This window comes from Vibrio sp. MMH1-50 (genome assembly GCF_022347645.1).
Taxonomy (GTDB): domain Bacteria; phylum Pseudomonadota; class Gammaproteobacteria; order Enterobacterales; family Vibrionaceae; genus Vibrio; species Vibrio harveyi.
This window is the reverse complement of the sequence record NZ_JAKRGG010000010.1, coordinates 55517-71131: the sequence shown is the minus strand read 5'-3', so window position 1 is coordinate 71131 and position 15615 is coordinate 55517. Positions and strand designations below refer to the sequence as shown.

The window sequence follows — 15615 nt, the reverse complement described above, 5'->3', positions numbered from 1 at the left end:
ATCAGTGAGCCCTAAATTAATCCATAAGGATAGGTGATTAATTGAACGGTGATTGCTAAACTGTTTTACATATTTCTGAGAATGAAATATGTAAAGTATATCGCGTCACTTTTCACCTATGAGTCTATTTAGACTTATCAATATAGGGTACTTCCGTTTAATGATATGGTTAACATCGAAAGTCATCATGACTTTATCCTTGTTACTGTATAGGAAATACAAGACTAAGCGTACGGAAACGATGACTGAAGATTAATTCAGCAGAATCAAAAAGGGAGGCTTGACCTCCCTTTACTTTTTTCGGTGCAATGCCTTTTCCTACCTCTAAAACATGATTGCTTAATGGAAGTCGCGTGATTTACTTTTCAGCTCAGCAAGATTGTGCGTGCAATCGATGAGCTTACCTGCGATCACGTGCGTGACTTCGCCTTCACGCTCTAAAATTCCTTTGACCATCAACACCTTTGAAGTGAGATAAGCTTGCTTTTGGGCGCGTGCTGTTGCTCGCCATACCACCACATTGATGTTGCCTGTATCGTCTTCCAAAGTGAAAAAGGTCACGCCAGCAGCGGTGCCGGGAGATTGTCTGCCTGTGACAACACCGACAACCGTCACTAAAGATTTATGCTCTTTTTCGACTAACTGCTTCATCCGAGTAAAACGCGGTAACTTACCAGCTTCTTCCAGCAACGTAATCGGATGGCGACTTAGTGATAGTCCGGTACTGGCATAATCTTCAACTAAGTTCTCGTATTCAGAAGGCTGAGCCTGGTAACTTACCATTGGCTCTTCCATGTGATGGAATAAAGGTAAGTCTGATAGTGAATCCATCGCTGCCCAGCGAGCGTTATAGCGATTACCTGAAAGGATTTGAAACGCATTAGCAGAAGCGAGTAACTCAATATCGCGGCGGTTTCTTAAGATTTGCTTCACCTCTTGGATAGCGCGATAGCCGGAGCTTGGTCGTCGTTCAACTAGCCGAAAGGCGCTTTCCTGATTAAAGCCCTTTACTAAGCGAAAACCCAGTTGCACACCAAGGCGACCATTCGGACGTTTGACCAAATGGTGCTGATAGGAGGAATGATTGATGCAAACAGGCAGCACTTCAACACCGTGTCGGCGCGCATCTTGAATCAATTGTGAAGGGCTATAAAAGCCCATCGGTTGGCTATTGAGTAGGGCAGTATAGAACTCAGCAGGGTAGTAATATTTCAACCATGCAGAGCAGTAAGCTAGCACAGCAAAAGAGGCTGAGTGACTTTCCGGGAAGCCATATTCACCAAAGCCGCAGATTTGGTCGAAGATGCGCTCAGCAAACTCCAAGTCATAGCCTCGCTCACGCATTCCGTCGATCAGCTTAGGTTTGAACTTGGCAAGATCGCCGTTTTTCTTCCATGCTGCCATTGCACGGCGTAATTGATCGGCTTCACCACCACTAAATCCTGCCGCTACCATCGCCAGTTTGATTACTTGTTCTTGGAAAATCGGCACGCCCATAGTGCGCTCTAGTACGCTTTTCACTTCTTCTGATGGATAGCTGATTGGCTCTTCACCATTTCGTCGTTTTAAAAACGGATGCACCATATCACCTTGAATTGGACCCGGGCGAACAATGGCAATTTGCACCACCAAGTCATAGTAACGCGCGGGTTTTAAACGCGGCAGCATGCTCATTTGCGCGCGAGACTCAATTTGGAACACACCAACGGTATCGGCTTTTTGGATCATACGATACACGTACGGATCGTCTTGCAATCGCGTGATCTCGGCAATCGACAGTGATCGCTGATGGTGTTTCTCGACCAATTGAAAGCATTTACGGATCGCGTTTAACATACCGAGCGCGAGGACGTCGACTTTCAGTAGTTTTAAACTTTCTAAATCATCTTTATCCCATTGAATAATGGTGCGATCTTCCATCGAAGCGTTCTCAACAGGCACCAGTTCGTACAAAGGACCAGAAGAAATCACAAAGCCGCCAACGTGTTGGGATAAATGGCGCGGAAAGCCAATGATCTCGTTCACCAACTGGATAAACTGCTGACCTTTTAACGACTCTGGCTGCAATCCTAATTCGATGATTTGCGCTTGCCAACCTTGGCTGCGATCACGTCGATTAACGTTTTTGATGAAGAAATCCAATTGAGTCTCTTCAATCCCCAACGCTTTGCCTACTTCACGCACGGCACTTTTAAAGCGATAGCTGATAACGGTGGCTGCCAGAGCGGCACGCTCGCGCCCGTACTTTTTGTAAATATATTGAATGACTTCTTCACGGCGCTCGTGTTCAAAGTCGACATCAATGTCTGGCGGCTCTTTTCTTTCTCGGCTAATAAAGCGTTCGAACAGGACCGAGATTTGCCTAGGATCGACGGCAGTGATTTCTAAGCAGTAGCACACCACCGAGTTCGCTGCGGAACCTCGCCCTTGATAGAGAATGCCTTGTTGTTTAGCAAACATCACAATGTCGTGAATGGTGAGAAAGTAATAGTGATATTGCAGCTCTTCAATGAGTGTTAATTCATTCTCAATGGTTTGATGAATGTCTGAGGGTACGCCCTCAGGAAAACGTCGATTTTTACCACGCTCGACCAACATACGTAGATAAGTAGTAGGAGTGTAACCGTCCGGAATCAGTTCTGTTGGGTATTCGTATTTCAGCTCTGAAAGCTTAAATGCGCACAAGCTCGCAATATGAGTGCTTTCTGCTAGCCATTCGGATTTGTAAATTCGAGATAGTTTGTTCAATGGACGCAGTGCTCGCTCGGCATTGGATAAGCGACCAAAGCCAAGCTTGTCGACGCTACAACTATGTTTTACGGCGGTTAAGACATGTTGCAATGGTAAGCGCTCAACCGCATGCATTAAGACGCCACCACAAGCGGTAATTGGTAATTCGAACTCGCTTGCCAGTAACTCACAGTGTGTGGTGTAGGCATTATCGTCGCTGTCTAAATGACGTTGAATCGCGACCCATAATCGATGAGCGTGGTGTTGTTGGAGCCAACGCCCCCAATAATGGTCGCTTTCTTGATGAGTAGGGAGCCACAGTACTAAACAGTGACGAATCGACATCAAGTCCCATTCAGACAATTGATAACTGCCTTTCTCGCTACGTCGCCTTGCATTAGTGATGATCCGGCACAGCTCTGCATAAGCTTTACGACAAGGACAAAGCAGCACCACTTGGCACTCATCATTGAGCCAAAACATGCTGCCGACAATTTGCTTGATGTCGAGTTTATGCTGCTCGATGGTCGTATGGGCTTTCACAATGCCCGCGACGGAGCACTCATCGGTGATTGCAATGGCTTGATAGCGATAAAACGCCGCCTGCAACACTAATTCTTCTGCATGAGAAGCGCCAGTGAGAAAGGAGAAGTTGGACTGACAAAACAGTTCTGCGTAACTCATAACGATCTAATAAAAATAACTGTCGATTTAACAAAAATAGCCATGGAGAAACCAATGTTTGTGCTGATCGCGAAATACCCATAACCAGCGACCTTGCTTGGTGTGCGCAATGTAATAATCACGCATGATCTCATCACCATCCCACCATCCAGAGACAATACGCTCAGGTCCATGTACTAGAGATATTTGCTCTTGTAGCGCGATAGGTGCGGGCAATTGCATCGCGGGGCGCAGTAGAGCAGGAACGGTGTTAATTGAGACATCTGGCTCATCGGCTGGGCGATATTGGCTGGCTTTCTCTGGTCTTGGATCGCAGGCAATATTGGGTTTGAGTATTGCGCTTTTGCCCAATTTAGCTTGCAGTAAAGAGAGCAGCTCTAATGCGTTCATTTGCCCTTTTTGCCCAGCAAAAAAATCGCGTGCAGAACTTAAAGGCTCACCTTGGCGTTCTACTTTTAACGTCAGACCGATAACAGGGCCGTTTAACGTGACGGATTCCAAACTCAAACTCGCGAGCTGTTGCCAACGTTGGCACAAGTAATCACCTTGTGCGGATGTGAGCGGAAGGTGCTGTGCTTGCTTGTCTCGCTGGTGGAGGGTTAAACAGAGTTCAAACGCGACTTTATCACGCAGCTTGAGAAAGGTTTCGAGCTGACGAAGCAACTTAGCTAGTGGCTTTTCAATCCATTGGACGTTTTCAATCTCAAACAGCAGTTCTAAATAAACTTGGAAGGATTCGGTAGGGTGATAAAAGTCGACAGGGTGCTTAAACTGTCCAGTCAGTCGGCCAACGTAGTTCACCAAATCAATATCGAATCGGCGTGCAATGTCTTGTAGTGGTAGTTCAAGTAAGCCTTGCAGTGTGGTGACGCCTACACGTTGTAACTTCTCTACAGTAGCGCTTGATAAATCTGTCAGTGTTAACGGTAGTGGCGATAAGGCTTGTTGTATGGCAGATTTGTCTTCGCTGATGACGTTCGTCCCTGCTAATGCCATCAATTTGGCAGAAAAAGGCGAAAAGCCACATCCGAATTGAAAACTCAGTTTCAGCTCCGATAAGTGAGCTCTGACTTTATTCCAATAGTTTTGGAGCCCTTCATACAGATTAAGCATTGGAGTTGCGCGCAGTAAAATACCTTGGTTTGGCATCAATACGACGTCAGATGTGATCAAATACAGCCATTGCGCAATTTCTTGTAACTTGCTCAATTCGGTTTGCGGATGATAAGGGTGCACTTGCAAATCTCGGCACAAAGAAGCCGCACTACCCAAGCCCATATTTGGTTTAATGCCTTGTTGCTCGGCAATCTCGTTGTATTGAATGATCCGACAACGTTGGCTTTCTACAATCACCACGGGTTGCTCTTGGTTATCGCCAAAGAGTGCGTCTAGCTGCAGGCGAGGGAAGTGCAAATAAATCCACAAAGCCATACCACTAACCTTGATTCGCCAATGGGAAATTGACCACAGTTGATGGAATGTGAGTCGTGGTTGGCATCACCAATTGTGGGTAGTGGTGTTGGAAATTGATGTCGACACTACCTTTGCTCCAACCGCCTTTTCGTTTGAGAACTTCCACGCTAACGCCTTGTCCATGACCTTGCAATTTCAGACTCAACGAAACAGGTAAAGACAAGCGGTTTGTCATATTAGGTTTGAGCATAAACAGAGGGCAAGATCCTTGCTCGCTCGCCACTTGCAGACGTTTTACTTGGTGGATCTCTAGTTCATCTTGCCATAGCAAAACGTTGGTACAAACACCGCTCTTGAGGCACTGCTCCGCTGCCCATAATGCATCGCGCTGATGTTCAGGCGTGACCACCCACACCTGGTTGATGTCTAGCCCAATGCCGTGTAGGAACAATGAATTCATCAATGCTGGTGGCTGAATGAATGCCGTGACTCCTCTCGAAAGGGATGCTTTTAAGTAAGGCGCAAGCAAACGCAGCTCGCCAATGCTGCCTATGGATTCCATTTCCACCACACCGTGAGGAGGAAAGCCGCCACCAAGCAGAGCATCTAGCTCCGGAAAACCAGAACTATTAAGGAACTGATGATCGTCAGCTTTGGTTAGATTTGCTTGCCAAACAAGATGCTGGCTTTTTAAGTGTTGGATGATGTCTTGCATAAATAAAATACCTGTATATACATACAGTATATTTCTGTGATGGAAAGTCGCAAGATTTTTATAGGCAGAAATACGAAAAAAGGCAGCATTTGCTGCCTTTTCAATCAATTATGTGAGGTAACCTAAGTGGGTTATTTACGCTTTGGTTGAGCGTCGATGCACTGACCGTTTACATCAGTGACTGCTGGGTCCATCAAGTGAAGGTAAAGCAGCATGATGTCCAGCGGTGTTTTTAACGTGTTTGCATCTTCACCTGGGTAGGCTTTTTCACGCATACGAGTACGAGTTGCACCAGGGTTAATTGCATTCACACGTATTGGTGTATCACTCAACTCATCAGCCAAGACTTGCATCATACCTTCTACAGCAAACTTAGAAATAGCGTATGGACCCCAGAAAGCACGACCAGAGTGACCAACGGTTGAAGAGGTAAAGACAATACGACCCGCTTCTGATTTACGCATGATCGGTAGTAGTGCCTGAGTCATCAGTACTTCCGCTTTCACGTTAATCTGCATGATGTCGTCGAAGTCTTCTTCATTGATTTGCTCAAACGGACACAGCGTGCTGAGAACACCGGCGTTGTGCAATAGACCATCCAAACGACCAAATTGACCTTCGATGGTTTCTGCCATGTCGATGTAGTGTTGCTTCGTTGCACCTTTTAGATCGAGTGGGATGATCGCTGGTTGAGGGTAGCCCGCAGACTCGATTTCATCGTAAATGGATTCAAGGTTTTGAACGTTTCGACCCAGTAGAATCACAGTCGCACCGTGCTGAGCGTAAGAAAGGGCGGCTTGGCGACCGATACCATTGCCTGCGCCAGTGACAAGAATGACTTTACCTTTTAGAGCATCTGCTGAAATGGAGTAGTTCACGGTAGTTAATCCTTATTATTGTATCTAGTTCCGACGTACAGGCTTCATGTTCGTTTATGTAGAAATGCGCCTGTTTCTCAATGGAAAATCTTGGTAATCGTGACAAGTTGGTTACAATACACCAATTCATGTGTTATACCAATTCCAGAACGGTTGTCCGGTATGTTATTTGAACGCTATCAATCAGAACAAGAGGTTGCTGATTTTCTTGCCTTCTCTCTGATTTTTCTACGTAACATATTGATGACTATCACTGGTATGAGATAGAGGAACTCTCATTGGAATTTTTATTAGATTACGGTCTGTTTTTGGCTAAGATTGTTACCGTTGTTGCGGCAGTAATTGTGCTGTTGATTATCGCAAAATCAGCGAGTGGTAAGTCGGGTGCAGCAAAAGGCGAATTGGAAGTTACCAACCTTTCTGAACGTCATAAAGATGCGGTAGAACAGTTGGAGCATCACCTGCATGATGACGCTTTCATCAAAGCTCGTGATAAAGCAGTCAAGAAAGAAGAGAAAGAGAAGAACAAATCTCGCGAGAAAGAAATCAAACAAGCGAGCAAAGAAGGTTATCTCGATAGCAAGCGCGAACCGCATCTGTTCGTGTTGGACTTCAACGGCAGCATTGATGCAAAAGAAGTAGGCTCGCTACGTGAAGAGATCACTGCAGTATTAGCTGTCGCTCGTGAAGGCGATGAGGTTTTGCTGCGTCTAGAGTCTGGCGGTGGCATGGTTCATGGTTATGGCTTGGCATCTTCTCAACTTGACCGAATCAAAGCAGCGGGTCTGCCTCTGACGATTTCTGTCGACAAAGTTGCAGCAAGTGGCGGTTACATGATGGCGTGTGTGGCAGACAAGATTGTCTCAGCTCCGTTTGCGATTGTGGGTTCTATCGGTGTTATTGCACAGATCCCTAACTTCAACAAACTGTTGAAAAAGCACGATATCGAGTACGAGCAGCTAACGGCTGGTGAGTACAAACGCACACTGACTATGTTTGGTGAGAACACTGACAAAGCGCGCGATAAGTTCAAGCAAGAACTTGAAGAAACACACGTACTATTTAAAGACTTTATCCGTGAGCGTCGCCCAGATCTAGAGCTTGAAAAAGTGGCAACGGGTGAGCACTGGTTTGGTACGCAAGCGAAAGAGCTAGGGCTGGTGGATGAAATCAGCACTTCCGACGATCTGGTTGTCGCTGCATGCAAAGAGAAAACCGTACTAGCAGTGCATTACGTGCAGAAGAAGAAACTGGCAGACAAGCTCGCTGGTGTTGCAGGTAAAGTGGCTGATAGCGTAGTACTTAAACTTGCAGAACGCGGTCAAAAGCCAATTGTTTAATCGATAAGATACGATTCAAACTTAAAACGGCGAGGGTGGAAACTCTCGCCGTTTTTATTGGAACTTTCCTCAATAGTGTGAATCCAACTGCGCATTGGGTGTAATGCTTTACACGACATTTTTCCTCGCTCCAGAGGACGATTACCCGTATAATACGCGCCTCGAAAACCGAGCAAATTGCTGAAAAAGAAATTATAGGTGGAGAAGAACATGTCCTCTCAAACTCCGGTTGTTACCGTAGATGGACCTAGTGGTGCAGGTAAAGGCACTTTATGTATGTTGCTAGCGAAGAAGTTGGGCTTCCACCTTCTGGATTCTGGCGCAATTTATCGTGTACTTGCACTTGCAGCGATTCACCACGGTGTAGACACAGAGTCAGAAGACGCGCTTGTCCCACTTGCTACTCACCTAGACGTTCAGTTTATTGCTGAAGGTGACTTAGTAAAAGTGATTCTAGAAGGCGAAGATGTTTCTGGTGAACTTCGTAAAGAAGAAACCGGTATGGCTGCGTCTAAAGTGGCAGCACTGCCACGCGTTCGTGAAGCATTATTGCGTCGTCAGCGTGCATTTGAGACCGCTCCGGGTCTGGTTGCTGATGGTCGTGACATGGGTACGGTTGTATTCACAGGTGCACAAGCGAAAATTTTCCTTGATGCGAGCGCAGAAGAGCGTGCAAATCGACGCCTTAAACAGTTGCAAGATAAAGGGTTAGATGTTAGATTTGCTGACCTTTTGAGCGAGATCCAAGAGCGTGACGATCGCGATCGTAACCGCCCAGTGGCGCCACTACGCCCTGCAGAGGATGCGCTTGTGCTAGATTCTACGTCGATGACTATCGACGAAGTGGTAGAAAAGGCACTACAATATATCGAATCGAAGCTAGCTGAGTAATTACGCTCGGCTAGGCTAAGAGCGTCGGTCGCAAGGATGATGATTGGCGAATTTAATAACCCCATGCGGTAGGATACCCGTGGACGTTTAATTTATTGAAGATTAAATAAATGACTGAATCTTTTGCTCAACTCTTTGAAGAGTTTCTAAACGAAACAGAATTCCAACAAGGCAGCATCGTTAAAGGTACTGTAGTAGCTATCGAGAACGGTTTCGTTCTTGTTGACGCTGGTCTTAAGTCTGAATCTGCTATCCCTGCTGAACAGTTCAAGAACGCTGCTGGCGAACTTGAAGTTGAAGTTGGCGCTGAAGTAGACGTAGCTCTAGACGCTGTTGAAGATGGTTTCGGTGAAACTCAACTTTCTCGTGAGAAAGCTAAGCGTCACGAAGCTTGGATCGTTCTTGAGAAAGCTTACGAAGAAGCTGAAACTGTTGTTGGTATCATCAACGGTAAAGTTAAAGGCGGTTTCACTGTTGAACTAAACGGTATCCGTGCTTTCCTTCCTGGCTCTCTAGTAGACGTACGTCCAATCCGCGACACTGCTCACCTAGAAAACAAAGAGCTAGAGTTCAAAGTTATCAAACTTGACCAAAAACGTAACAACGTAGTTGTTTCACGTCGTGCAGTTATCGAATCTGAGAACAGCGTTGAACGTGACGAGCTTCTAGAAACTCTACAAGAAGGTTCTGAAGTTAAAGGTATCGTTAAGAACCTTACTGACTACGGTGCGTTCGTTGACCTAGGTGGCGTTGACGGTCTTCTACATATCACTGATATGGCTTGGAAGCGTGTTAAGCACCCATCTGAAATCGTTAACGTTGGTGACGAGATCCAAGTTAAAGTTCTTAAGTTCGACCGTGAGCGTACTCGCGTATCACTAGGTCTTAAGCAACTAGGCGAAGATCCATGGGTAGCAATCGCTAAGCGTTACCCAGAAGGTCACAAACTAACTGGTCGCGTAACTAACCTAACTGACTACGGCTGCTTCGTTGAAATCGAAGAAGGCGTTGAAGGTCTAGTACACGTTTCTGAAATGGATTGGACTAACAAGAACATCCACCCTTCTAAAGTTGTTAATGTTGGCGACGAAGTTGAGGTTATGGTTCTTGAAATCGACGAAGAACGTCGTCGTATCTCTCTAGGTCTGAAACAGTGTAAAGCTAACCCATGGCAGTCATTCGCTGAAGCACAAGCTAAAGGCGACAAAGTTACTGGTAAGATCAAGTCTATCACTGACTTCGGTATCTTCATCGGTCTAGAAGGCGGCATCGACGGTCTAGTTCACCTATCTGACATTTCTTGGAATGTTGCTGGCGAAGAAGCTGTACGTGAGTACAAGAAAGGCGACGAGATCTCTGCAGTTGTTCTAGCAGTAGACGCTGAGCGTGAGCGCATCTCTCTAGGCATCAAGCAAATGGAAAACGACCCATTCAATGCTTACGTTGCTGACAACAAGAAAGGTGTTCTAGTTAACGCTACTGTAACTGCTGTTGACGCTAAAGGCGCTACAGTTGAAATCGCAGAAGGCGTTGAAGGCTACATCCGTGCTTCTGAAGTATCTCGCGATCGCGTAGAAGATGCTTCTCTAATCCTAAGCGCTGGTGATGTTGTTGAAGCGAAGTTCACAGGTGTTGACCGTAAGAACCGCGTAATCAACCTATCTATCAAAGCTAAAGATGAAGCTGAAGAGCAAGAAGCAATGGCATCTATCAACAAGCAAGACGAAGCTGCTTTTGGTAATGCAATGGCTGACGCTTTCAAAGCTGCTAAAGGCGAATAATTTACTCGCTTAAGCTAAAAAGGAGCCGCAAGGCTCCTTTTTTATGCTTGCTACTTTGCGAGTAGTAATACTAATGTTGATAAACTATGCTAAAAAAAGACATTTTTTGATTGCGCATTTTGTGTAAAATTTGTCTAGAATTGATAGCAAGTGTTTGTTGGAATTAGTATTACTTACTATAATGAGTGATAAAGATACTCAAAGAGGGCAACTATGACTAAGTCTGAACTGATTGAAAGACTCTGCGCTGAGCAAACACATTTATCAGCGAAAGAGGTAGAAGATGCTGTAAAAGATATTTTAGAGCACATGGCTTCTACGCTAGAGAGCGGTGACCGTATCGAGATCCGTGGCTTTGGTAGTTTTTCTCTTCATTACCGCGAGCCTCGCGTAGGTCGTAACCCTAAAACGGGCGATAAAGTGGAGTTGGAAGGTAAATACGTTCCTCACTTCAAACCTGGTAAAGAGCTTCGTGAACGTGTAAATATGGTTGGCTAAGGCTCTCTTATTAGTTTGAAAAAGCGGCATACTCTCGTGTATGCCGCTTTTTTATAACTAGATTATTGGTAATATACATGGTCTGAAGAAACATTTTACTGCATAATCTTACCTACTTACTCCTCGAAGGGTGATGTAACATGAAAATTATAAAAATCGTTGCTGTTTTAGCTCTCTTTTTAATTGCACTGGCTTTAGGTTCTCAAAACCAAGAGATCGTGACTTTCAATTACCTTTTAGCGAAGGGTGAATTCCACTTATCAACGCTACTAGGTGTGGTCTTTGTGGTTGGCTTTGCTCTGGCATGGGTTATCTTTGCTAGCATCCAATTCAAGACTCAACTTCAGGTTCGTCGTCTGAAAAAGAAACTTAAAAAGTATGAGCCCGCTGAAGCAGAGAAACCTGCTAAACCAGCAGTAGCAAAACAGGCATAAGGATAAGGCTTAACTTTAATGCTTGAACTACTCTTCTTGTTATTGCCGATAGCCGCCGCCTATGGTTGGTACATGGGGCATCGCAGCGCTCAGCAAGACAAGCAGAAGCAATCTCATCAGATATCCCGTCAGTACGTGACGGGTCTTAACCTGCTTTTATCTGATCAGTCAGATAAGGCGGTTGACCACTTTATTGAATTGCTCCAAGTTGATAACGAAACGATAGATACACACCTAGCGTTAGGTAATCTTTTCCGTTCTCGTGGTGAAGTCGACCGTGCAATTCGTATCCACCAAAACCTGATTTCCCGTTCTGGTCTGACTCTGGATCAGAAAAACCTTGCTCTCCAGCAACTGGCGAAAGACTACATGGCCTCCGGCTTTTTAGACCGTGCCGAGAAGATCTTTGAGCAGCTAGTTGATGAGCCAGACCATCGTGAAAGTGCCCTTCAACAGTTGGTGACTATTTACCAACAAACCCGTGAGTGGGAAAAAGCGATTCACTACGCAAACCAGTTAGCGAAAATGGGCAAAAAACGCACTCGTATTCGCGCTAACATTGCGCACTTCTGGTGTGAGCTGGCGATGCTTGACCAAGCGGATGGCAATACCAATAAAGCCATTCAACATTTCAAGAAAGCACTTTCAGAAGATCCTAAATGTGTTCGTGCGAGTATTGCTCTTGGTCGCGTGTACTTGGAATCAGAAGACTACAAACACACCATCAAATACCTGACTGGCGTGCTTGAGCAAGATAAAGACTTTATTAGTGATGTACTGCCAACAATTGCCGAGTGTTATCACCACCTTGGTCAAGAAGATGAGCTGGTGGAATTTTTACGAGCATGTATCGATAAGAAAGCCGGTGTATCGTCTGAATTGATGTTGGCACAGTTAGTTGCGCACCATGAGAGTGTGGGAGCCGCACAAGAACTACTAACCAAACAACTATTGAAAAACCCAACTATGAAGGGCTTCTACCGCCTTATTGACTACCATATTGCAGAAGCAGAAGATGGTCGTGCAAAAGACAGCCTTTCTACACTACAAGCGATGGTTGGTGAGCAATTAAAAGTTAAACCGCACTACCGATGCCGGAAATGTGGTTTCTCCACTCATTCCCTTTACTGGCACTGTCCATCGTGTAAAGGGTGGGGGACGATCAAGCCAATCCGAGGATTGGACGGTGAATAATTTTAATGCAGCTGGCAGAGTTTCTGTCCGCTGCATTTTTTTGACCTTTATTTAATAAGAACCAAAAACAGTTAGGAGATGAAATGATCGACCAAAAAGTTATTGTCGCACTGGATTATGATAACCAAGCTGATGCGCTTGCGTTTGTAGACAGAATTGATCCTGCGTCATGTCGCCTTAAAGTAGGCAAAGAAATGTTTACGCTATTTGGTCCTGATTTCGTACGTGAGCTTCATAAACGCGGTTTCTCTGTATTCCTAGATCTGAAGTTTCACGATATCCCGAATACGTGTTCAAAAGCGGTTCGCGCAGCAGCTGAACTGGGCGTATGGATGGTGAATGTACACGCAAGTGGTGGCGAGCGCATGATGACAGCATCGCGTGAAATTCTTGAACCTTACGGTAAAGACCGCCCGCTACTTATTGGTGTGACAGTGTTAACAAGCATGGAGCAGAGCGATCTTGCTGGAATCGGTCTGAACGTCGCTCCTCAAGAGCAGGTTATTCGCCTAGCAACTCTGACAAAGAACGCTGGTCTTGATGGCGTAGTGTGCTCTGCGCAAGAGTCATCTCTACTTAAAAATGAACTTGGAAAAGAATTTAAGCTAATCACTCCAGGTATCCGCCCAGCAGGCTCTGAGCAAGGTGATCAACGCCGCATCATGACGCCAGTAGATGCAATCCAAGCGGGTTCTGACTACCTTGTAATTGGTCGTCCGATTACTCAGGCTGTGGATCCTGCATCGGTCCTTAAGTCAATTAACGATAGCTTAGCAAATATGTAATGTTGATTTGAACCGAACGAAAAAGGTGAAGTGGGAACGCTTCGCCTTTTTTGTTTTTGCTGCACTGAAAAAATAGAGGTAGCTGTAATTGATATCGTTTTGCCTTGACTGTATGGCTAATGGCACTGCTAGGTTCACACTTTGCTAACATAAACCGCTGTGATACTCGGAAAGTGCAACCATGTGTTATGGATGGGTTGCGTTACAAATGTGTAACGAATACTATGGAGTGGATGCATTCACTGCGTTGTAAGGTCAGGATGACCTAGTGAAACTCTCTGATATTTATACGGAAGTGAACAGGACTTCACTTTGTATTCGCTCCCATTATTTCCTTTACTGTGTATTAAACACAGTCGCTTCGAGATTCACTTGTTGTCGTTCTTCTGGTCTTACTGCGCAAACACGACAAGGAAGAAAACAATGATAAAAACTCTGCCATTCTCGGCATTGGCAATGTTAGTGGCGAGCAGCTTTCAGTTAAATGCTGCGGAGCTACCTGCTGACATCGAATGGATTTCGAATAATAACGAGCCTCTTTTCGCTTCTGATGAAGCTGTACGAGGCGGCACTCTGCGCACATATATGATGAGCTTTCCACAGACTCTTCGTAGCGTTGGTCCTGATGCTAACTCAGGTCTACGTCACTACTTTATGGATGGCGCACCTAAATTGGCACAGCGCCATCCAAACACCGGTAAATGGATCCCACAATTAGCCAAAGAGTGGGCGTTCGGTGAAGATAATAAAACAGTTTACTTTAAGCTGGATGAAACCGCTAAATGGTCAGATGGTGAGAAGATCACCGCAGACGACTACGTATTTATGATGAAGTATTACACTTCAGAAGACATCATCGATCCTTGGTACAACGACTTCTTTAAAAACAGTATTGTGAGCGTAGAGAAGATTGATGAATACACAATTCGCGTTAATCTTTCTGTTGCGCAAAGCCACGACTCTCTCATGGTTTTGATCAATATGCCAAGTAACGGCTTCCAACCTCGTCCAGAACACTTCTTTGAGGGTGAAAAGGACGAAAACAAAGACGGTATGCCAGATAACTTCGTCCGCAAGTTCAACTTCAAGGCAGAACCGACCGCCGCCCCTTACTACCTTGATAAGATCAAAAAGGGTAAGAGTGTTACCTTTAAGCACGTTGGTGAAGATTGGTGGGGCTATAACAACCGTTATTACAAAAACCGTTACAACGTAGACAAAGTACGTATCACTGTAATTCGTGACCAAGACATCGCGATGAAGCACTTCGAAAAAGGCAAGCTTGATTACTTTGATATGGTGCTACCTAACCTTTGGCACGACAAAACAAACAGCGATGGCTACACCAAGGGTTATATCCAAAAGTATTGGGGCTTCAACCAATCACCTCAAGGTGCAGGTGGTCTGTGGATGAACACAGCAATGCCGATGCTAGGCAATATAGAAGTACGTAAAGGCATCATGACTGCAACAGACTACGATGGCATGATTGAAAACATCATGCGTGGTGACTATTCACGTAAGCCACATGGTTTAGGCTTTGGTCATGGTGAGTATGATGATCCAAACAATACACCACCAAAATTTGATCCAGCAGAAGCGGTTAAGCATTTCGAGAAAGCGGGTTTCGATAAAATAGGGGCGGATGGTATTCGTGTTAATGACAAAGGCGAGCGCCTAAGTTTTGCGATTACTTACGGTTACAATTCTCATACTCCTAGAATTGCTTATCTAAAAGAACAAGCGAAATTAGCGGGTCTTGAGTTTACCCTTAACCTTGTTGATGGCTCCTCTGCGTTTAAATACATCCTAGAGAAAAAGCACCAACTGGCATTCCTAAATATGGGCTCAGGTGAAATCCCAGCATATTGGGAATACTTCCACTCAGCGAATGCGAACAAGCCGCAAACGAATGCACATACGAACTACAGTAGCCCTGAGCTAGATAAGTTAATTGAAGCGTATGACAACGAGTTTGAACAACAAAAGCGTTATGACTTGTCACGTCAGATCCAGAAGTATGTTGGTGATGCAAACGTGATCGTCCCAGGTTACATGGTACCTTATACTCGTGTTGCACATTGGCGCTGGCTGATTACACCAAAGGATGCAATGACCAAATCCACCGAGAGCATGTTCCATCCAATGGATATTGGTAACTTCTGGATTGATAAGTCTGTGAAGAAAGAAACAGAGAAAGCGATGAAGAGTGGCAAAGTGTTCCCAGAAGTGACAGTCATTGATGATCGTTACAAGCTTTCATCAAACTAAT

At 45.1% G+C, this 15615-nt stretch carries 12 protein-coding genes; 8 read left to right on the top strand and 4 right to left on the bottom strand.

The features are described 5' to 3' along the window. Nucleotides 1-339: 339 nt before the first annotated feature. From MHO32_RS10130 to MHO32_RS10115, 4 genes are all read right to left on the bottom strand, one after another. A complete protein-coding gene (locus MHO32_RS10130; protein ID WP_239211625.1) occupies nucleotides 340-3414 on the bottom strand; it encodes an error-prone DNA polymerase in 3075 nt (1024 codons plus the stop codon). 27 nt (nucleotides 3415-3441) lie between these two features. Then, complete coding sequence (locus tag MHO32_RS10125) at nucleotides 3442-4845, bottom strand: Y-family DNA polymerase (RefSeq protein WP_239211622.1); 1404 nt, start codon at nucleotides 4843-4845, stop codon at nucleotides 3442-3444. 4 nt (nucleotides 4846-4849) lie between these two features. After that, nucleotides 4850-5542, bottom strand: coding sequence for a translesion DNA synthesis-associated protein ImuA (gene imuA, locus MHO32_RS10120; RefSeq protein WP_009701881.1), 693 nt, complete (start codon nucleotides 5540-5542; stop codon nucleotides 4850-4852). A gap of 131 nt (nucleotides 5543-5673) precedes the next feature. Further along, nucleotides 5674-6420, bottom strand: coding sequence for a YciK family oxidoreductase (locus tag MHO32_RS10115; RefSeq protein WP_239211619.1), 747 nt, complete (start codon nucleotides 6418-6420; stop codon nucleotides 5674-5676). 278 nt (nucleotides 6421-6698) lie between these two features. Here MHO32_RS10115 and sohB point away from each other — a divergent pair, with 278 nt between their 5' ends. The 8 genes from sohB (at nucleotide 6699) to MHO32_RS10075 (ending at nucleotide 15614) form a co-directional block, all read left to right on the top strand. Beyond that, a complete protein-coding gene (gene sohB, locus MHO32_RS10110) occupies nucleotides 6699-7760 on the top strand; it encodes a protease SohB (protein ID WP_239211610.1) in 1062 nt (353 codons plus the stop codon). A gap of 210 nt (nucleotides 7761-7970) precedes the next feature. Beyond that, nucleotides 7971-8651, top strand: coding sequence for a (d)CMP kinase (cmk, locus tag MHO32_RS10105; RefSeq protein ID WP_005533590.1), 681 nt, complete (start codon nucleotides 7971-7973; stop codon nucleotides 8649-8651). Nucleotides 8652-8761: 110 nt separating this feature from the next. After that, nucleotides 8762-10432, top strand: a complete 1671-nt coding sequence (rpsA, locus tag MHO32_RS10100) for a 30S ribosomal protein S1 (protein WP_005444855.1) — start codon at nucleotides 8762-8764, stop codon at nucleotides 10430-10432. Nucleotides 10433-10645: 213 nt separating this feature from the next. Next, nucleotides 10646-10930 carry an integration host factor subunit beta gene (gene ihfB / locus MHO32_RS10095; RefSeq protein WP_005444856.1) on the top strand — a complete coding sequence of 95 codons (285 nt, stop codon included), beginning with the start codon at nucleotides 10646-10648 and terminating at the stop codon, nucleotides 10928-10930. A 140-nt stretch (nucleotides 10931-11070) separates the two neighbouring features. Continuing rightward, on the top strand, nucleotides 11071-11364 hold the full coding sequence (locus MHO32_RS10090; protein WP_005444857.1) for a lipopolysaccharide assembly protein LapA domain-containing protein: 294 nt from the start codon (nucleotides 11071-11073) through the stop codon (nucleotides 11362-11364). 18 nt (nucleotides 11365-11382) lie between these two features. Then, complete coding sequence (gene lapB, locus MHO32_RS10085) at nucleotides 11383-12558, top strand: lipopolysaccharide assembly protein LapB (RefSeq protein ID WP_005444858.1); 1176 nt, start codon at nucleotides 11383-11385, stop codon at nucleotides 12556-12558. 83 nt (nucleotides 12559-12641) lie between these two features. Further along, entirely contained in the window at nucleotides 12642-13343 is a 702-nt protein-coding gene (pyrF, locus tag MHO32_RS10080; protein WP_005444860.1) for an orotidine-5'-phosphate decarboxylase, read from the top strand. 423 nt (nucleotides 13344-13766) lie between these two features. Further along, nucleotides 13767-15614, top strand: coding sequence for an extracellular solute-binding protein (locus MHO32_RS10075; protein WP_239211607.1), 1848 nt, complete (start codon nucleotides 13767-13769; stop codon nucleotides 15612-15614). Nucleotide 15615: the final 1 nt, after the last annotated feature.